General features: G+C 60.0%; 17 protein-coding genes. 3 read left to right on the top strand and 14 right to left on the bottom strand.

Features of this window, described 5'->3' with window-relative positions; all coding sequences use genetic code 11:
* Positions 1–2 precede the first annotated feature (2 nt).
* From nuoC to LXM55_RS20255, 12 genes are all read right to left on the bottom strand, one after another.
* The gene (nuoC, locus tag LXM55_RS20310; RefSeq protein WP_233322019.1) at positions 3–1,784 is read right to left on the bottom strand and encodes an NADH-quinone oxidoreductase subunit C/D; all 1,782 of its coding nucleotides are present in this window, start codon (positions 1,782–1,784) and stop codon (positions 3–5) included.
* 70 nt (positions 1,785–1,854) lie between these two features.
* Positions 1,855–2,529, bottom strand: coding sequence for a NuoB/complex I 20 kDa subunit family protein (locus LXM55_RS20305; RefSeq protein WP_011062186.1), 675 nt, complete (start codon positions 2,527–2,529; stop codon positions 1,855–1,857).
* 10 nt (positions 2,530–2,539) lie between these two features.
* Positions 2,540–2,953, bottom strand: a complete 414-nt coding sequence (locus LXM55_RS20300; protein ID WP_011062185.1) for an NADH-quinone oxidoreductase subunit A — start codon at positions 2,951–2,953, stop codon at positions 2,540–2,542.
* Positions 2,954–3,574: 621 nt separating this feature from the next.
* A complete protein-coding gene (gene aceA, locus LXM55_RS20295; protein WP_011062184.1) occupies positions 3,575–4,900 on the bottom strand; it encodes an isocitrate lyase in 1,326 nt (441 codons plus the stop codon).
* Between the two features lie 514 nt (positions 4,901–5,414).
* Positions 5,415–6,170, bottom strand: coding sequence for a secretin N-terminal domain-containing protein (locus tag LXM55_RS20290; RefSeq protein ID WP_233322018.1), 756 nt, complete (start codon positions 6,168–6,170; stop codon positions 5,415–5,417).
* Positions 6,171–6,348: 178 nt separating this feature from the next.
* A complete protein-coding gene (locus tag LXM55_RS20285; protein ID WP_233322017.1) occupies positions 6,349–6,771 on the bottom strand; it encodes a GNAT family N-acetyltransferase in 423 nt (140 codons plus the stop codon).
* Positions 6,764–7,930 carry a ribosomal protein uL16 3-hydroxylase gene (locus tag LXM55_RS20280; RefSeq protein WP_233322016.1) on the bottom strand — a complete coding sequence of 389 codons (1,167 nt, stop codon included), beginning with the start codon at positions 7,928–7,930 and terminating at the stop codon, positions 6,764–6,766. Before LXM55_RS20280 ends, LXM55_RS20285 begins: the two co-directional genes overlap by 8 nt.
* Before the next feature lie 83 nt (positions 7,931–8,013).
* Positions 8,014–9,384, bottom strand: a complete 1,371-nt coding sequence (purB, locus tag LXM55_RS20275) for an adenylosuccinate lyase (protein ID WP_019092906.1) — start codon at positions 9,382–9,384, stop codon at positions 8,014–8,016.
* 119 nt (positions 9,385–9,503) lie between these two features.
* The gene (gene hflD, locus LXM55_RS20270; RefSeq protein WP_011062179.1) at positions 9,504–10,127 is read right to left on the bottom strand and encodes a high frequency lysogenization protein HflD; all 624 of its coding nucleotides are present in this window, start codon (positions 10,125–10,127) and stop codon (positions 9,504–9,506) included.
* A complete protein-coding gene (gene mnmA, locus LXM55_RS20265) occupies positions 10,124–11,257 on the bottom strand; it encodes a tRNA 2-thiouridine(34) synthase MnmA (protein WP_108545747.1) in 1,134 nt (377 codons plus the stop codon). Before mnmA ends, hflD begins: the two co-directional genes overlap by 4 nt.
* A gap of 71 nt (positions 11,258–11,328) precedes the next feature.
* Complete coding sequence (locus tag LXM55_RS20260; RefSeq protein ID WP_108545746.1) at positions 11,329–11,775, bottom strand: NUDIX hydrolase; 447 nt, start codon at positions 11,773–11,775, stop codon at positions 11,329–11,331.
* A 161-nt stretch (positions 11,776–11,936) separates the two neighbouring features.
* Positions 11,937–14,162, bottom strand: coding sequence for an NADP-dependent isocitrate dehydrogenase (locus LXM55_RS20255; RefSeq protein WP_108545745.1), 2,226 nt, complete (start codon positions 14,160–14,162; stop codon positions 11,937–11,939).
* Between the two features lie 504 nt (positions 14,163–14,666).
* Here LXM55_RS20255 and icd point away from each other — a divergent pair.
* On the top strand, positions 14,667–15,923 hold the full coding sequence (gene icd, locus LXM55_RS20250) for an NADP-dependent isocitrate dehydrogenase (protein WP_011062175.1): 1,257 nt from the start codon (positions 14,667–14,669) through the stop codon (positions 15,921–15,923).
* A 79-nt stretch (positions 15,924–16,002) separates the two neighbouring features.
* Here icd and cspD read toward each other — a convergent pair whose 3' ends face one another.
* Positions 16,003–16,266: a cold shock domain-containing protein CspD gene (gene cspD / locus LXM55_RS20245; RefSeq protein WP_325169906.1), complete on the bottom strand. Its 264-nt coding sequence runs from the start codon at positions 16,264–16,266 to the stop codon at positions 16,003–16,005.
* A 218-nt stretch (positions 16,267–16,484) separates the two neighbouring features.
* On the opposite strand from cspD, the gene clpS reads away from it, so the two are divergent.
* Positions 16,485–16,847 carry an ATP-dependent Clp protease adapter ClpS gene (gene clpS / locus LXM55_RS20240; RefSeq protein ID WP_011062173.1) on the top strand — a complete coding sequence of 121 codons (363 nt, stop codon included), beginning with the start codon at positions 16,485–16,487 and terminating at the stop codon, positions 16,845–16,847.
* A gap of 29 nt (positions 16,848–16,876) precedes the next feature.
* Complete coding sequence (gene clpA / locus LXM55_RS20235) at positions 16,877–19,147, top strand: ATP-dependent Clp protease ATP-binding subunit ClpA (RefSeq protein ID WP_233322015.1); 2,271 nt, start codon at positions 16,877–16,879, stop codon at positions 19,145–19,147.
* A 126-nt stretch (positions 19,148–19,273) separates the two neighbouring features.
* Here clpA and infA read toward each other — a convergent pair whose 3' ends face one another.
* Positions 19,274–19,492, bottom strand: coding sequence for a translation initiation factor IF-1 (infA, locus tag LXM55_RS20230; RefSeq protein ID WP_002553999.1), 219 nt, complete (start codon positions 19,490–19,492; stop codon positions 19,274–19,276).
* Between the last annotated feature and the right edge of the window lie 97 nt (positions 19,493–19,589).

The following is a 19,589-nucleotide window of genomic DNA, read 5'->3' as shown; positions in this document are numbered from 1 at the left end:
GCTTAGCGGTCCACGTCGGCCATAACGAAGTCGATACTACCCAGGTACGCGATCAAGTCCGCGACCATGCTGCCGCGGATCACCGAAGGGATCTGCTGCAGGTGGGCGAAGCTTGGGGTACGGATCCGGGTGCGGTAGCTCATGGTGCCGCCATCGCTCGTCAGGTAATAACTGTTGATGCCCTTGGTCGCTTCGATCATCTGGAAGGATTCGTTGGCCGGCATGACCGGGCCCCACGAAACTTGCAGGAAGTGCGTGATCAAGGTTTCGATGTGCTGCAGGGTGCGCTCTTTCGGCGGCGGCGTGGTCAGCGGGTGATCCGCCTTGTACGGGCCTTCCGGCATGTTGCGCAGGCACTGGTCGATGATCTTGATGCTCTGGCGCATCTCCTCGACGCGAACCATGCAGCGGTCATAGGCGTCGCCGTTGGCGGCCAGCGGGACTTCGAATTCGAAGTTCTCGTAGCCGGAGTAGGGGCGCGCTTTACGCAGGTCGAAATCGCAACCGGTGGAACGCAAGCCGGCACCGGTGACGCCCCATTCCAGGGCTTCCTTGGTGTTGTAGGCGGCGACACCGATGGTCCGGCCCTTGAGGATGCTGTTCTGCAAGGCAGCCTTGGTGTATTCGTCGAGGCGCTTGGGCAGCCATTCGACGAAGTCCTTGACCAGCTTTTCCCAGCCGCGGGGCAGATCGTGGGCGACGCCGCCGATGCGGTACCAGGCCGGGTGTAGGCGGAAACCGGTGATGGCTTCGATCACGGTGTAGGCGCGCTGACGGTCGGTGAAGGTGAAGAACACCGGGGTCATGGCGCCAACGTCCTGGATGTAGGTGCCCAGGAACAGCAGGTGGCTGGTGATGCGGAAGAACTCGGCCATCATGATGCGGATGACGTCGACCTTCTCTGGCACCTTGATGCCGGCCAGCTTCTCGACCGACAGCACGTAAGGCAGGTTGTTCATCACCCCGCCCAGGTAGTCGATACGGTCGGTGTAGGGGATGAAACTGTGCCAGGACTGACGCTCGGCCATCTTCTCGGCACCGCGGTGGTGGTAGCCGATGTCCGGTACGCAGTCGACGATCTCTTCGCCGTCCAGCTGCAGGATGATACGGAAGGCACCGTGGGCCGAAGGGTGGTTCGGGCCCAGGTTGAGGAACATGTAGTCCTCGTTGGCGCCGGAACGCTTCATGCCCCAGTCTTCCGGACGGAAGCGCGCGGCTTCCTCTTCCAGCTGCTGCTTGGCCAGGTTCAGGCTGAACGGATCGAACTCGGTGGCACGGGCTGGGAAGTCCTTGCGCAGCGGGTGACCTTCCCAGGTCGGCGGCATCATGATCCGCGAGAGGTGAGGGTGGCCGGCAAAGTCGATGCCGAACATGTCCCAGACTTCACGCTCGTACCAGTTGGCGTTGGGCCAGATGCCCGTCACGGTGGGCAGGCTGAGGTCGCCTTCGCTGAGGGCCACCTTGATCATCACGTCGCTGTTACGTTCGATCGACAGCAAGTGGTAGAACACGCTGAAGTCGGCACCTGGCAGGCCCTGGCGCTTGGTGCGCAGGCGTTCGTCCACGCCATGCAGGTCATAGAGCATGACGTACGGCTTGGGCAGGTTGCGCAGGAAAGTCAGGACTTCAACGAGTTTGGAGCGGGTAACCCACAGCACCGGCATGCCGGTGCGGGTGGCTTGGGCGGTGAACGCCTCGGGGCCAAAACGGTTATTGAGTTCGACGACCACATCCTGGTCGTCAGCCTTATAAGGCGGGATGTACAGAACACTGCCTGTAGTCATGGTTTTTTATCGCTTTCGGTCAACGTAAAGAGTGAAGCCAGGTTCGTTTCTGGGTCAGAACAGAACTGGATCAGACTTCGTCAGGGCTGCGCAGGTTGGTGACCTGAATACGCTGTTCGCGGCGCTGCTCCTTTTGCGACGGCATTTCGGCGCGGTACACGCCTTGATCACCGACGACCCAGGAAAGTGGGCGACGCTCCTGGCCAATGGATTCTTGCAAGAGCATCAGGCCTTGCAGGAACGCTTCGGGGCGGGGCGGGCAGCCAGGTACGTAGACGTCCACGGGCAGGAACTTGTCCACCCCCTGAACTACCGAGTAGATGTCGTACATGCCGCCGGAGTTGGCGCACGAACCCATGGAGATAACCCATTTAGGCTCGAGCATTTGCTCATAGAGACGCTGGATGATCGGCGCCATCTTGATGAAGCAGGTACCGGCGATAACCATGAAGTCCGCCTGACGCGGCGATGCCCGGATAACCTCGGCGCCAAAGCGCGCGATGTCGTGGGGCGCCGTGAAGGCGGTGGTCATTTCCACGTAGCAGCAGGACAGGCCGAAGTTGTACGGCCACAGGGAGTTTTTACGCCCCCAGTTGACCGCGCCGCTCAGCACGTCTTCCAGCTTGCCCATGAAGATGTTTTTGTGGACCTGATCCTCTAACGGATCGGAAACGGTTTCCCGTTCGCCGATCGGGTACTGATCGTTAGGAGCATCGGGGTCGATCCTGGTGAGATTGTATTGCATCGCCAAAGCCTCATTGTTTTAGCTTCGCCTGCCGCTTACGACGACCTTCCGGAGCCCAGTCAAGAGCCCCCACTCGCCAAAGGTAGACAAGACCTGCCAACAGAATTGCTATGAAAACGAGAGCTTCGACGAATCCGGTCCAGCCGCTTTCGCGGACGGACACAGACCATGCAAAGAGAAAGAGGGCTTCGATATCGAAGATCACGAAGAGCATCGCGACCAGATAGAATTTGGCTGAGAGCCGCAAGCGGGCGCCACCGGTAGGTAGCATGCCGGACTCGAACGGTTCGTTTTTGCTGCGGCCCCAGGCTTTTGACCCGAGGAGGCTGGAGACGCCGAGCATGAAGGCGCAAAGGCCGACAACACCCAGAAGGAAAATGGCAAAGCCCCAGTTGTGGGCCATGAGTCCTGTCGCTTCGGGCATGCTGGTAATCCTTAACAGAGAGCAAGAGTCTCTGAGCTTGATAAAGAAATAAAGCAGTGACGATATGTCGCAGCGCAATCAATCGCGCTGATTTTATGGCTAAACACCGGGCAAGTAAAATTTCTAAAGCGAAATTGTTTATCGTAATAAGGACATAGCTCACCCCTGTAGCCCCGTAAGCCGCAGCCTGCGGGCATTAGGGGAGGTTTTGTTAATTATGTTTTGTCCCTGCTGTAACGAAAGTTACAGCCTCTAAATGATAATCAATATTATTTGGAGGTTGTTTTAATCTGCTTTCCTTCGTGGGGTGGGAAAGTTGCTTGTTATATCTCTGTTACTGCAAGTAGCAGGGGCGCACCTTTTAACCTGTTTCACTTCGGGTGACACCGCTCTGGATCAATATTTCGTCGGCTTTTTTTGGCGGCACCGGCTTGCCGGCGAATGTTGTGAAGGCGGAAGGGGCGGGGATTGCACACAGCCCATTTCGCCAGCACGCCGGCTCCTGCGGGAAGGGCGGGCAAAAAAAACGCCCCGAACCAGTCGGGGCGTCAGTTTCACAGCAATGCGGTTGTTTTTTACCGGGCCCGCATTGGCCGCTCGATCAAGGCGCGAGGCCTGGAATCAATGGAACTGCTCTTCTTCGGTGGAGCCGGTCAGAGCGGTTACCGAGGACGAGCCACCCTGGATCACGGTGGTCATGTCGTCGAAGTAGCCGGTGCCCACTTCCTGCTGGTGAGCCACGAAGGTGTAGCCTTTGGCGGCGTCAGCGAACTCTTGCTCTTGCAGTTTCACGTAGGCAGTCATGTCATTGCGGGCGTAGTCGTGCGCCAGGTTGAACATGCTGTGCCACATGTTGTGAATGCCCGCCAGGGTGATGAACTGGTGCTTGTAACCCATGGCGGACAGTTCGCGCTGGAACTTGGCGATGGTCGCGTCGTCCAGGTTTTTCTTCCAGTTGAAGGAAGGCGAGCAGTTGTACGACAGGATCTGGTCCGGGTATTCCTTCTTGATCGCTTCAGCGAAGCGACGGGCTTCGTCCAGGTCCGGCTTGGCGGTTTCGCACCAGATCAGGTCGGCGTACGGAGCGTAAGCCAGGCCGCGGGCGATTGCCTGGTCCAGGCCGGCTTTCACTTTGTAGAAGCCTTCCTGGGTACGGGTGCCAGTCACGAATGGCTGGTCGTACGGGTCGCAGTCGGAAGTCAGCAGGTCGGCAGCGTTGGCGTCGGTACGGGCCAGGATGATGGTCGGTACACCGGCAACGTCGGCCGCCAGGCGGGCAGCGGTCAGCTTCTGTACGGCTTCCTGGGTGGGTACCAGTACTTTGCCGCCCATATGGCCGCATTTCTTCACGGAAGCCAGTTGGTCTTCGAAGTGAACGCCAGCGGCGCCTGCTTCGATCATGCTCTTCATCAGCTCGTAGGCGTTCAGAACGCCGCCGAAACCGGCTTCAGCGTCGGCCACGATAGGGGCGAAGTAGTCGATGTAGCCGTCGTCGCCCGGGTTCTTGCCGGCTTTCCACTGGATCTGGTCGGCACGACGGAACGAGTTGTTGATGCGCTTGACCACGGTTGGAACCGAGTCCACCGGGTACAGCGACTGGTCGGGGTACATGGATTCTGCGGAGTTGTTGTCCGCAGCCACTTGCCAGCCCGACAGGTAGATAGCCTGGATACCGGCTTTGACCTGTTGTACAGCCTGGCCGCCGGTCAGGGCGCCCATGCAGTTGACGAAATCTTTATCAGGACGGAAGGACGGCTTGGCACCTTGGGTGACCAGGTTCCAGAGCTTCTCGGCGCCCATGCGTGCCAGGGTGTGCTCGGGTTGAACCGAGCCACGCAGACGGACCACGTCGGCAGCGGAGTAGGTGCGAGTCACGCCTTTCCAGCGCGGGTTTTCAGCCCAGTCTTTTTCAAGGGCTGCAATTTGCTGTTCGCGTGTCAGTGCCATGGAGATAAACCTCGTCGCGTCTTGTGTAAAAAGTCGTTCTTGGTTGGAAAATTCCGGCTCCGCCGATCACGCCTCGTAACGTTGCGTGGAAGGCTGCTCGCTGACCAGGAAGCTTAGGTGGTCAAGTCGGGTCTGACGGGGATGGCGACGGGTGAACGATGGACTCGAGGGGAAAAGTGAGCAGGTGAAGGCGAGCTGCGGGCGCATTCGGGCGTCGTGGGCCTTGGTACGTTCCATCAGTGTGTTGCCGATCTACCTAATTACGCTTCCGTCCCTCGGGACAACTTCGTTCCAGTCGCAATCTCGTCAAACACACCTTGTGGGCGGTACAGACACGAATCGGCTCAGGTGGGTAGGTTAGAGCGACGATCCGAAGGCCCTTGCCAGGGCCCCTGATTAGCGGGAGCGAGGCCATCATGCCCGCGGTTTTTTGGCTCGTCAAATGTTTTGTAGTGCTTTTTTTGTGGCACTACATCTTTGGTCTAATACGACTAATCAGTCAGTTTTTGGTGCTTTAGTCCAGGGCGTCGACCTTGACCCGCAAGGTCATGTCATCCCGACCTTGAGTCGAGTAGCTGCGGCCCGGGCCCTGCTTGTCGGCCTGAGTCTGGCGATTCACTCCGGCCAGGGTGATCCACTCGCCGAGGCGCCCGCTGACCGTTGTGTCGGTGCTTTGCACGTTCACTACATCGGGGCGTTCCTGGCTCATGCGGTCACGGTTGGTGCTGATGCTCAGGTGCACGGTCTCGCCGGTAACGCTGGCGGTGACGTAGAACCCCTGGGTGACATTGCGGTACTGGGTCTGGTTCTGCAGGCGCCCGTAGGGGTCGGTCTGGGTGGTGGTCAGGGGGACGCTCTGGCCGACCTGGATCAATGCCGGCACGCCTTCGCTGGCCTGGACTTGCTGGATGCCGCCGTCGCGGCTCTCGGTGCTGCGATTGATGATGCGCGTTTGCGGCACGCCGTTGACCGAATAACCCTGGTTGTCCTGGAAGTTGTTTTCATTGGTGTCGACGGTGATCAGCAGGCGCTTGGCCGCGGTATCCAGTTGCGCAATGAACGCCCGCAGTTCGGCGATCTTGCCCGGCTCGGCGTTCACGATCAGTTGGTTGCCATAGGCGCTGACCTTGCCGTCCTTGCCAAGAAAGTTCTGCGCCACCGGCAGCAGGTCGGCACTGGTGCGGTTGTTGAGGGGCACGATCTCGGTGGCGGCCATGACCGAACAGCTGAAGGTCAGCAGCAGCGTCGTGAGCAAGGTGCGTAGGGACATATCCGTTATCTCCGCGAGTAGCTGGCGTAAAGCCCTGAGTTTGACACTTTGTCGGCTTTGGGTGGGGCAAGTTGAATCGCGCATGGCAAAACGCCCCGGCATCCTGGTCTCCAGCTTAGTTGCCGGAAGAGGGATGACGGGGCGTTTTAGCGGGTCGTTACCGCGCGCGACAAGTCGCTCAGGCGCCGCGAACCATGTCGACGTGAGGAATGCCTGCTTCGAGGAATTCTTCGCTGACGATGGCGAAGCCCAGGCGCTCGTAGAACGCCGTGGCCTGGACCTGGGCACTGAGCATCTGCTGCTTCAGGCCGCGCTTCTCGGCTTCATCGATCACGGCGCGCATCAGCGCATCGCCGACCTTCAGGCCGCGCCAGTCCTTGAGCACCGAAACACGACCCACATGGCCGTCAGGCAGCAGGCGTGCGGTGCCGATAGGGAAGTCGCCCTCGAAAGCCAGGAAGTGCACGGCGCTGTCGTCGTCGGCATCCCATTCCAGCTCGGGCGGAACCGATTGCTCGGCAATGAACACTGCTTCACGGATGCGCCGGATCTCGGCGTTGTCCTTTTGCCAGTCTGCGACACGTACGTGAATCTTATTCATCGGCAAACCCCAGGCTCCCTTGCTTGACCAGTTCACACAACAGGCCGCGCCCATCGTCATCCGCCAGCCAGTGGCCGAGGTTGTCGATATGCAGGGCATCGGCGGCGCAAATCATTTTCAGCAGCTCGCGCAGTTTACCGGGAAGCAGGCGGCTTTGGCCGCTGGCGAACAGCAGCAGGTCTTCATCCACTTCCGACCAGGCCAGGCGCGCGCTCGGGTTGCGGATCAGGATCGCGCCCTGTTCCAGGCTGCCCAGCAGGTCGTCTTCTTCCAGTTCCGGGCCGACCACCAGTTCCGGGTAGCGGGGCTCGGTCATGAACTGGCCGAACCAGGTCAACAGCAGGCGCTCGTCGCTCATGTGCTCGGCGAGCAAGCTCTTGAGACGGTCGAGGGCGTCCTGCTGGATCTGGTGCGGGTCGCTGGCCGGCTGTACGTCGGCGTCGGTGTAGCGATCCTCGTCCGGCAGGAACTGGCCGAGGAAGTCGGTGAAGTGGGTCAGTACTTCAGCGGCGCTTGGGGCGCGGAAGCCGACCGAGTAGGTCATGCAGTCATTCATCGCAACGCCGTAGTGGGCCAGGCGCGGTGGCAGGTAGAGCATGTCGCCGGGCTCCAGGACCCAGCTTTCGGTCTCTTCGAATTCGGCGAGGATGCGCAGGTCCGCGTGCTGCAGCAGCGGGCTCTCGGAGTCGCACATCTGGCCGATCTTCCAGTTGCGCTTGCCGTGGCCTTGCAGCAGGAACACGTCGTAGTTGTCGAAGTGCGGGCCGACATTGCCGCCAGGCGCGGCGAAGCTGATCATCACGTCGTCGATGCGCCAGCTCGGCAGGAAGCGGAAGTGCTCCAGCAGTTCGGCGACTTCCGGGACGAACTGATCCACGGCCTGCACCAGCAAGGTCCAGTCGCGCTCCGGCAGCTTGCTGAACTCGTCTTCGGCGAATGGGCCGCGGCGCAATTCCCATGGGCGCTCGCCGTTCTCGATCACCAGGCGCGATTCGACTTCTTCTTCCAGGGCCAGGCCGGCCAGTTCGTCGGGTTCGATCGGGCTTTCGAAGTCAGGCAGGGCCTGACGGATCAGCAGGGGCTTCTTCTGCCAGTAGTCACGCAGAAATTCCCGTGCAGTGATGCCGCCCAGAAGTTGAAGAGGAATGTCAGGATTCATGTGTAACCTATTGAAAAAATGTACTTTTCTAGCAGGAATAAAAACGCCCGGCGCGGCCGGGCGTCAAAAGGTCGAGCAGTCGGTCAGATGCGCTTGGCCTGGGCTGCAGCATTACCGATGTAGCTGGCCGGGGTGAGCTGCTTGAGCTCGGCCTTGGCCGCGGCGGGCATGTCCAGCCCGTCGATGAAAGTCTGCAACGCTTCTGGGCTGATGCCCTTGCCGCGGGTCAGTTCTTTGAGTTTTTCGTAAGGGTTTTCGATGTTGTAGCGACGCATCACGGTCTGGATCGGCTCGGCCAGCACTTCCCAGCAAGCGTCCAGGTCTTCAGCGATCTTCTGGGCATTGAGCTCCAGCTTGCTGATGCCCTTGAGGCTGGCTTCATAGGCGATCACGCTGTGAGCGAAGCCCACGCCCAGGTTGCGCAGCACGGTGGAGTCGGTCAGGTCACGCTGCCAGCGGGAAATCGGCAGCTTGCTCGCCAGGTGCTGGAACAGCGCGTTGGCGATTCCCAGGTTGCCTTCGGAGTTCTCGAAGTCGATCGGGTTGACCTTGTGCGGCATGGTCGAGGAACCGATTTCGCCGGCAATGGTGCGCTGCTTGAAGTAGCCCAGGGAGATGTAGCCCCAGATATCGCGATCGAAGTCGATCAGGATGGTGTTGAAGCGGGCGATGGCATCGAACAGCTCGGCGATGTAGTCGTGCGGCTCGATCTGCGTGGTGTAGGGGTTGAAGGCTAGGCCCAGCTCGTCTTCGATGAAGGCGCGGGCATTGGCTTCCCAGTCGATGTCCGGGTAGGCCGAGAGGTGGGCGTTGTAGTTGCCCACGGCGCCGTTGATCTTGCCCAGCAGTGGCACGGCGGCGACCTGAGCGATCTGGCGCTCCAGGCGGTACACGACGTTGGCCAGTTCCTTGCCCAGGGTGGTCGGCGAGGCCGGCTGACCATGGGTGCGCGACAGCATCGGCACTTCGGCGAAGCGGATCGCCAGTTCGCGGATGGCGTTGGCGGTCTGGCGCATCAGCGGCAGCATCACTTCATCACGGCCTTCGCGCAGCATCAGGGCGTGGGACAGGTTGTTGATGTCCTCGCTGGTGCAGGCGAAGTGGATGAATTCACTGACGTTGGCCAGCTCAGGCAGCTTGGCGGCTTGTTCCTTGAGCAGGTACTCGATGGCCTTGACGTCGTGGTTGGTGGTGCGCTCGATCTCTTTGACGCGCTCGGCATGCTCCAGCGAGAAGTTCTCTGCCAGGGCATTGAGGACGGCGTTGGCTTCGGCAGAGAACGCCGGCACTTCGCTGATGGCGCTGTGGGCGGCCAGGCGCTGGAGCCAGCGCACTTCAACGAGGACGCGAGCACGGATCAGGCCGTATTCGCTGAAAATGGGGCGCAGGGCCTGGGTTTTGCCGGCGTAGCGGCCGTCAACAGGGGAAACCGCAGTGAGCGAAGAGAGCTGCATGGGGTGTTCTCGGACAGTCGGGCAACGAAATGGGGCGCGTATCATACATGAAAATATCCGCCGGTCCGTTGCCAACTGACCGGCGTCTTACGCGCAGCTCTTGAAAAGTCAGGCGCAGCTCAGCTGCTGCGCATCAACGGATAAAGTTCTTTAAGCAATTTGCGCCGGCTGATCACCAGTTGCCAGCGATGGCCGCCCAGCTGGCGCCACAGGCGCGCCGAGCGAATGCCGGCGAGCAACAGCGCGCGGATCTTCGAGGCATTGCTCGGCTGCTGCAGGTTGCGCATGTCGCCGTGCACCTGGATGCGCTGGCGCAGGGTGCTCAAGGTGTCCTGGTACAGCCCGCCGCACGCGGCGATGACGTTTTCGTGGGCCGGGCCGAAGTGTTCGACCTGGGACTGGATCTGCGGCAGACGCTTGCCGATGGTTTCCAGGAGGTCGTCGCGCTTGGCCAGCTGGCGCTCCAGGCCGAGCATCGACAGCGCGTAGCGCAAAGGCTCGCGTTGCAGGGTGCTGGGGTCGCGTTCCAGGGCGCCGATCAGGGCGCGATAGCCTTCGCGCAGGTTGATGTCGTCGCCGCCGTAGACTTCCAGGGTGTCCTTCGGGTCGCGGATCAGCAGGCTGCCGAGCATGCAGCTCAAGGCTGCCTCGCTGACCTGGCCGGTCTTGGCGATGCGGTCCACCAGCACCGCTGCGAGGAATACACCGCCCAGCGCCGTCAGTTGCTCCTGAATCGGGCTCATGGGCGGACGTCCTTGCTGCTCCAGGGTTCGGCCACTTCGATCACGCCGCCGCCGAGGCAGATTTCACCGTCGTAGAACACCACGGACTGGCCGGGAGTCACCGCGCGCTGCGGATCGTCGAAGGTGGCGCGGTAGCCGTTGGCGGTCCGCTCCAGGGTGCAGGGCTGGTCGCTCTGGCGGTAGCGCACCTTGGCGGTCAGGCGCCGTGGCTGGCTCAGGTCGATGGGGTTGACCCAATAGATGTCGGAAGCCAGCAGGGCGCGGGAGAACAGCCACGGATGGTCGTTGCCCTGGCCGACGATCAGCTCGTTGTGCTCCAGGTCCTTGATCAGCACGTACCACGGTTCTTCGCCGGCGTCTTTCAGGCCGCCGATGCCCAGGCCCTGGCGCTGGCCGATGGTGTGGTACATCAGGCCGTGGTGGCGGCCGATGACTTCACCTTCGGTAGTCTTGATCTCGCCGGGCTGGGCCGGCAGGTATTGCTTGAGGAAGTCGCTGAAGCGCCGCTCACCGATAAAGCAGATGCCGGTGGAGTCTTTCTTCTTGGCGGTGGCCAGGTCATGTTTCTCGGCGATGGCGCGCACTTCGGGTTTTTCCAGCTCGCCTACCGGGAACAGGGTCTTGGCGATCTGCTCGCCGCCCACGGCGTGCAGGAAGTAGCTCTGGTCCTTGTTCGGGTCCAGGCCCTTGAGCAGTTCGGTGCGGCCGTCGATGTCGCGGCGGCGTACATAGTGGCCGGTAGCGATCAGGTCGGCACCGAGCATCATGGCGTAGTCGAGGAACGCCTTGAACTTGATTTCGCGGTTGCACAGGATGTCCGGGTTCGGCGTGCGGCCGGCCTTGTATTCGGCCAGGAAGTGCTCGAACACGTTGTCCCAGTACTCGGCGGCGAAGTTGGCGGTGTGCAGCTTGATGCCAAGTTTGTCGCACACGGCCTGGGCGTCGGCCAGGTCATCCATGGCGGTGCAGTATTCGGTGCCGTCGTCTTCCTCCCAGTTCTTCATGAACAGGCCTTCCACCTGGTATCCCTGTTCCATTAGCAGGAGGGCGGAAACGGAAGAATCCACGCCGCCGGACATGCCGACAATGACGCGTTTCTTTTGGGTGTCAGAAGAGGCTGGATCACGCATAGGAATTCAACGGGTGTCTTGAAAAAGGACGCGATTCTAACAGGCTGAGGCCTGCAAGGCTAAAACTGCGGTTAAAGCATTGGTCGGATCAGCGCCAGGCTGTGCAGCTGGCCGTCCAGGTAATCGTCCAGGCATTGCAGGATCAGCTCGCTGCGCCAGTGGGCGCGCTGTTCCAGCAGTTGCTCGCGGCTCAGCCAGCGCGGGCCGATGATGCCGTCATCCAGCTGATAGTCCGGATGATGGCGCAGCGCTTTGGCGGCAAAGCACACGCGCTGGTAGGTCACGCCGTTGCTGGGGGCGGTGTACAGGTAGATGCCGACCACGCCGGTCAACTCCACGTCCCAGCCGGTTTCCTCCAGGGTTTCGCGGATGGCCGCCTGGAGCAGACTTTCATTGGCATCCAGGTGCCCGGCGGGCTGGTTGAGCACGGCGTGTTCGCCCGAGTACTCCTCGACGAACAGGAAGCGGCCCTGGTCCTCGACGATGGTGGCGACAGTGATATGGGGTTGCCATTCCATAAAGGCACTCCTTTATAAGGGGGAAGCATTGTAGGAGCCGGCTTGCCGGCGAAGCGAGCGCCGCATGTCCGGCGTAGAGGCGTTCACCGGCAAGCAGGCTCCTAGTGGGCCCAGAAGCACAAACCCCGGCGCTAGGCCGGGGTTTGTGTGTTCGCTCGTGCTTACACCAGCGCAGCGATGGCCGCGTTGAGGGTGGCGCTCGGGCGCATGGCCTTGCTCACCAGCTCAGGGTTGGCGCTGTAGTAGCCGCCGATGTCCACGGGCTTGCCCTGTACGGCGTTGAGCTCGGCGACGATGGTCGCTTCGTTCTCGGTCAGGGTCTTGGCCAGAGGGCTGAACTGCGCTTGCAGGGCAGCGTCCTCGGTCTGGGCGGCCAGGGCTTGTGCCCAGTACAGCGCCAGGTAGAAGTGGCTGCCGCGGTTGTCGATGTTGCCGACTTTGCGCGATGGCGACTTGTTGTTGTCGAGGAACTGGCCGGTGGCCTGGTCCAGGGTCTTGGCCAGTACCAGGGCTTTCGGGTTGTTGTAGGTGTTGCCCAGGTGCTCCAGGGAGGCGGCCAGGGCCAGGAACTCACCCAGGGAATCCCAGCGCAGGAAGTTCTCTTCCAGCAGCTGTTGCACATGCTTCGGAGCCGAACCGCCGGCGCCGGTTTCGAACAGGCCACCACCATTCATCAGCGGCACGATCGACAGCATCTTGGCGCTGGTGCCCAGCTCCATGATCGGGAACAGGTCGGTCAGGTAGTCGCGCAGCACGTTGCCGGTCACCGAGATGGTGTCCTTGCCGTCGCGGGTGCGGGCCAGGGTGAACTTCATGGCTTCGACCGGGGACATGATGCGGATGTCCAGATCGCTGGTGTCGTGATCCTTCAGGTAGGCCTGAACTTTCTCGATCATCACGCCGTCGTGGGCGCGCATCGGGTCCAGCCAGAAAATCGCCGGGGTGCTGCTGGCACGGGCACGGTTGACGGCGAGCTTGACCCAGTCCTGGATCGGCGCGTCCTTGGTCTGGCACATGCGGAAGATGTCGCCGGCTTCGACTTTCTGCTCCAGCAGCAGCTTGCCTTGGCTGTCGGTCACGCGAACCACGCCGTCAGCCTTGATTTCGAAGGTCTTGTCGTGGGAGCCGTATTCTTCGGCTTTTTTCGCCATCAGGCCGACGTTTGGCACGCTGCCCATGGTGGTCGGATCGAACGCGCCATTGGCTTTGCAGTCTTCGATTACGGCCTGGTAGATGGTGGCGTAGCAACGGTCCGGGATCACGGCCTTGGTGTCGTGCAGTTGGCCGTCGGTGCCCCACATCTTACCGGAGTCACGGATCATGGCCGGCATCGAGGCGTCGACGATCACGTCGCTCGGTACGTGCAGGTTGGTGATGCCTTTGTCGGAGTTGACCATGGCCAGGGCAGGGCGTGCAGCGTAGACCGCCTGGATGTCGGCTTCGATCGCGGCTTGCTGCTCGGCTGGCAGGGCCTTGATGCGGGCGTACAGGTCGCCAATGCCGTTGTTCAGGTTGAAGCCGATTTCCTGCAGCACGGCGGCGTGCTTGCTCAGGGCGTCCTGATAGAACTCGGCAACGATCTGGCCGAACATGATCGGGTCGGAGACCTTCATCATGGTGGCCTTGAGGTGCACAGACAGCAGTACGCCTTGTTTCTTGGCGTCTTCGATTTCAGCGGCGATGAAGGCGCGCAGGGCCTTTTTGCTCATCACGGCGCAGTCGAGGATCTCACCAGCTTGCACGGTGGTCTTTTGTTTCAGGACGGTGGCGGTGCCGTCTTGGGCGATCAGCTCGATCTTGACGCTGTCTGCGGCTTCGATCAGGGCGGCTTTTTCGCTGCCGTAGAAGTCGCCGTTGCTCATGTGGGCAACGTGAGACTTGGAGTCCTTGGCCCAGGCGCCCATCTTGTGCGGGTGCTTGCGCGCGTAGTTCTTCACCGACAGCGGAGCGCGGCGGTCGGAGTTGCCTTCACGCAGGACCGGGTTCACGGCGCTGCCCTTGACCTTGTCGTAACGCGCCTTGGCGTCTTTGTCGGCGTCGCTGGTCACGGTTTCCGGGTAGTCCGGCAGGGCGTAGCCCTGGGCCTGCAGTTCCTTGATCGCGGCTTGCAGTTGCGGTACCGAGGCGCTGATGTTCGGCAGCTTGATGATGTTGGCTTCTGGAGTGACCGCCAGTTCGCCCAGTTCGGCGAGGTGGTCCGGTACCGCTTTGGCACCCAACTGCTCAGGGAAGCTGGCGAGGATGCGGCCGGCCAGGGAGATGTCGCGGGTTTCCACGGCGATATCAGCCGAAGCGGTGAAGGCTTCTACGATAGGCAGCAGGGAATAGGTGGCGAGGGCCGGGGCTTCGTCGGTGAAGGTGTAGATGATCTTCGAGCGGGTGGGCATATTCGGATTAACTCTCTTCTTTGCTAAAGCGTGCGCAGAAACTCGAGGTGCGCCGGGTAAGCGCTTTCGTTCAAAGGTCATCCATGAGCCGAATGTCGAGGTTTCTTCGCGGTGATGTTGGGTGCATCAGTCGAGCGTCAAGCGGGTGGGTTGCGGTAACAACCCGGCTTTGGGCGGCCATTCTCGGCTTGTTTTATCGGTAGCAGAGCATTCGGCCGTCGTGACTCTGTGGTCAGCGGCGGCATTATACATAGGTAGCTAGCAAAACGCCGATGCTTCATAGGCGCCGGTTCTCGTCCATTGGTCTAAAGGTCGCAGGCGGGGTGCAGGCGTAGAGTCATTCGGGGTGCTCGACTTTGGCACTTTTCCCTTTGCATTCAGGCTTGTAGGCCGCGAACCATGCAGCTTTCACGGCATATGGGTGGAACATGAGGTTCCCGTCCAGATTCAACTGGGGTACGCTCGAACGCAGCCAGATGTTCAATCCACACAACGGAGTTCAGCATGGGATACAAGAAGATTCAGGTTCCAGCAGTCGGCGACAAAATCACCGTCAACGCAGACCATTCTCTCAATGTTCCTAACAACCCGATTATTCCTTTCATCGAAGGCGACGGTATTGGTGTTGATATCAGCCCGGTTATGATCAAGGTTGTCGATGCTGCGGTTAAGAAGGCTTACGGCGGCGAACGCAAGATTTCCTGGATGGAAGTGTATGCCGGGGAAAAAGCGACTCAAGTGTACGACCAGGACACCTGGCTTCCTCAGGAAACCCTGGATGCGGTGAAGGATTACGTGGTTTCCATCAAGGGCCCGCTGACCACGCCGGTCGGTGGCGGCATCCGCTCTCTGAACGTGGCCCTGCGTCAGCAACTCGACCTCTATGTCTGCCTGCGCCCGGTGCGTTGGTTCGAAGGTGTGCCTAGCCCGGTGAAAAAGCCGGGTGATGTGGACATGACCATCTTCCGTGAAAACTCCGAAGACATTTACGCTGGCATCGAGTGGAAGGCCGGTTCGGCAGAAGCCACCAAGGTCATCAAGTTCCTCAAGGAGGAGATGGGGGTCACCAAGATCCGTTTCGACGAAAACTGCGGCATTGGCGTCAAGCCGGTTTCCCTGCAGGGCACCAAGCGTCTGGCGCGCAAGGCGCTGCAGTATGTAGTGGATAACGATCGTGACTCGCTGACCATCGTGCACAAAGGCAACATCATGAAGTTCACCGAAGGTGCCTTCAAGGAATGGGCCTATGAAGTGGCGGCCGAAGAGTTCGGTGCGACCCTGCTGGACGGTGGTCCTTGGATGCAGTTCAAGAACCCGAAAACCGGCAAGAATGTCATTGTCAAGGATGCCATCGCCGATGCCATGCTCCAGCAGATCCTGCTGCGTCCGGCTGAATACGATGTGATCGCTACCCTCAACCTCAACGGTGACTACCTGTCCGACGCCCTGGCGGCGGAGGTGGGGGGTATCGGTATTGCTCCAGGTGCCAACCTGTCCGATACCGTGGCCATGTTCGAGGCGACCCACGGTACCGCGCCCAAGTATGCCGGCAAGGACCAGGTCAACCCGGGCTCGCTGATCCTTTCAGCAGAGATGATGCTGCGCCACATGGGCTGGACCGAAGCGGCCGATCTGATCATCAAGGGCACCAATGGCGCGATCTCGGCCAAGACCGTGACTTATGACTTCGAACGCCTGATGGACGGTGCAACCCTGCTGTCCTCCTCGGCCTTCGGTGATGCGTTGATCTCGCACATGTAAGCTGCGCTGCGCACAAAGCAAACCGGCCGACTCAATCCCTTGAGTCGGCCGGTTTTTTTATGACTGGATGTTGGTTCGATCAGCTCAGTGCGCTTTCGGGCTGGGCCTGGGCGGTCACGATTTCGCCGGGCACCTTCAAGGCGCTGATTTTGATCGCATGCAAGCCCTTGGGCCCCTGGATGATCTCGAAGCTCACAGCCTGTCCGGCTTTCAAGGTCTTGTAGCCATCCATATCGATGGCCGAGTAATGGGCAAACAGATCGTCAGTCTTGCCCTCCTCATTAATAAAGCCATAACCCTTGGCATTGTTGAACCACTTGACCTTACCGCTAGCCATACTCATATCCCTCTGCAACAGACTCCATCACTGGAGTATCATCCAGTTCATCCGCCGCCAAACTTGGTAAAAAGATTGACGCCGCGGACGTTTATTACCCAATGTGGGCCCTATTGGTTGTAACACCGTTTTGCCGATAGTCAAGGTGACCCGGCGGTCGGAGTTGAAATCCTTCCAGGGCGCCCCCACCACTGTATTTGCACAACTGACGAACCTTTCTTTCCATGCATGCAATCAGCCAGATTCGACTAACATTCAATCAGGATCGCCCGGACTTGCACGACGACGATTCCGCTGGCTTGGCGGTGCAGGAGGCTAAGCCTGCTCTCCAGGCGCCGCCGATGTACAAGGTGGTTTTGTTCAACGATGACTACACGCCGATGGATTTCGTCGTCGAAGTGCTCGAGATGTTTTTTAACCTGAATCGCGAGCTGGCGACCAAGGTCATGCTGGCCGTCCATACCGAAGGGCGGGCAGTGTGTGGATTGTTTACCCGCGACATCGCCGAGACCAAGGCCATGCAGGTCAACCAGTACGCCCGGGAAAGCCAGCATCCGCTACTCTGTGAAATCGAGAAGGACGGTTAACGCCGACCACTTGGGTATGAGGTGAAGCTATGTTAAACCGCGAGCTCGAAGTCACCCTCAATCTCGCCTTCAAGGAGGCCCGTTCGAAGCGTCATGAGTTCATGACCGTCGAGCATCTCCTGTTGGCTCTTTTGGATAATGAGGCCGCCGCCACCGTTTTACGTGCCTGCGGAGCAAACCTCGACAAACTCAAGCATGATCTGCAGGAGTTCATCGACTCCACCACGCCGCTGATTCCCGTGCATGACGAGGATCGCGAAACTCAGCCAACCCTGGGTTTCCAGCGTGTATTGCAACGTGCTGTCTTTCACGTACAGAGCTCGGGCAAGCGTGAAGTCACTGGCGCCAATGTGCTGGTGGCGATCTTCAGTGAGCAGGAGAGTCAGGCGGTGTTCCTGCTGAAACAGCAGAGCGTTGCCCGTATCGACGTGGTCAACTACATCGCCCATGGCATCTCCAAGGTGCCAGGGCATGGCGATCATTCTGAAGGTGAACAGGATATGCAGGACGAGGAGGGTGGTGAGTCGTCTTCTTCGGGGAATCCGCTGGATGCCTATGCCAGCAACCTCAATGAGCTGGCCCGTCAGGGGCGCATTGATCCGCTGGTAGGGCGTGAGCAGGAAGTCGAGCGCGTAGCGCAGATCCTGGCTCGTCGGCGTAAGAACAACCCGCTGCTGGTGGGTGAGGCGGGTGTGGGCAAGACCGCGATTGCCGAAGGACTGGCCAAGCGCATTGTCGACAATCAAGTGCCGGACCTGCTGACTAACAGTGTTGTCTACTCGCTGGATCTCGGGGCGCTGCTGGCTGGTACCAAGTACCGCGGCGATTTCGAGAAGCGTTTCAAGGCGCTGCTGGGCGAATTGAAAAAGCGCCCTCAGGCGATCCTGTTCATCGATGAAATCCATACCATCATCGGTGCCGGTGCGGCATCCGGCGGGGTGATGGATGCCTCGAATCTGCTCAAGCCGCTGCTGTCTTCGGGTGATATCCGTTGCATCGGTTCGACTACGTTCCAGGAGTTTCGCGGTATTTTCGAGAAGGACCGGGCTTTGGCGCGGCGCTTCCAGAAAGTCGATGTGTCCGAACCTTCGGTTGAAGACACCATCGGTATCCTGCGTGGCCTCAAGGGCCGTTTCGAGCAGCATCACAGCATCGAATACAGTGACGAAGCCCTGCGCGCCGCGGCTGAACTGGCGTCGCGCTACATCAATGACCGGCATATGCCGGACAAGGCCATCGACGTCATTGATGAGGCAGGCGCCTATCAGCGTCTGCAGCCAGCCGAGAAGCGTGTGAAGCGCATCGAGGTGGCTCAGGTGGAAGACATCGTGGCGAAAATTGCCCGGATTCCACCAAAACACGTCACCAGTTCCGATAAAGAGCTGCTGCGCAATCTTGAGCGCGATCTCAAGTTGACGGTGTTTGGCCAGGATGCGGCGATCGATTCGCTGTCCACGGCGATCAAGCTGTCCCGTGCAGGCTTGAAGTCGCCCGACAAACCGGTCGGCTCCTTCCTGTTCGCTGGTCCTACCGGTGTCGGCAAGACCGAGGCGGCCCGGCAGTTGGCCAAGGCCATGGGGATCGAGCTGGTGCGCTTCGACATGTCCGAGTACATGGAGCGGCATACCGTATCGCGCTTGATCGGTGCGCCTCCCGGCTACGTCGGTTTCGACCAGGGTGGCTTGCTGACCGAGGCAATCACCAAGCAACCGCATTGCGTATTGCTGCTCGACGAAATCGAGAAGGCCCATCCGGAAGTCTTCAACCTGCTGCTGCAGGTGATGGATCACGGCACCCTGACCGACAACAACGGGCGCAAGGCAGACTTCCGCAACGTGATCATCATCATGACCACCAACGCCGGTGCTGAAACTGCGGCGCGAGCCTCTATCGGTTTCACTCATCAGGATCACTCTTCCGATGCCATGGAAGTGATCAAGAAGAGCTTCACGCCGGAGTTCCGCAACCGTCTGGACACCATTATCCAGTTCGGTCGCCTGAGCCACGAAGTGATCAAGAGCGTGGTGGACAAGTTCCTTACCGAGCTTCAAGCGCAGTTGGAAGACAAGCGCGTGCAGCTGGAAGTGACCGATGCCGCTCGCAGCTGGCTGGCTGCCGGTGGTTACGACGTCGCCATGGGCGCGCGCCCAATGGCACGTTTGATCCAGGACAAGATCAAGCGTCCGCTGGCCGAGGAGATCCTGTTTGGCGAATTGTCCGATCATGGCGGTGTAGTACACATCGACATCAAGGATGGCGAGTTGACCTTCGATTTCGAGACCACGGCGGAAATGGCTTGATGGCCGCGTAACGCAGCAGTACCGCCAAAGGCACCGGAGGGTGCCTTTGTGCTATCTGGCGGTTGAAAATTTTTTTGCAGACGAACAAAAACGCCCGGCATAACCGGGCGTCTTGTATTGACTTGCTTAGCGAGCGCGGTAAGTGATGCGCCCTTTGCTCAAGTCATAGGGCGTCAGCTCGACGCGCACTTTGTCACCGGTAAGAATACGAATGTAGTTCTTGCGCATCTTGCCGGAAATATGCGCGGTTACGACGTGCCCATTTTCCAACTCCACACGAAACATGGTGTTGGGCAGGGTGTCGACGACAGTGCCTTCCATTTCGAAGCTGTCTTCTTTCGACATGCAGTAAAGCCCTCGGTGTCCAATGAATGGCCCGGTGCAACTGCGCCAGGCAAAAGCGGCGTGCATTGTGCCCGAAAAGTGGGGTTCAAGCCAAGAC

The organism is Pseudomonas sp. Au-Pse12 (assembly GCF_021341665.1).
In the GTDB taxonomy this organism is placed as follows: Bacteria; Pseudomonadota; Gammaproteobacteria; order Pseudomonadales; family Pseudomonadaceae; genus Aquipseudomonas.
The sequence above is the reverse complement of the archived record's forward strand: the minus strand, read 5'-3'. Positions and strand labels throughout refer to the sequence as shown.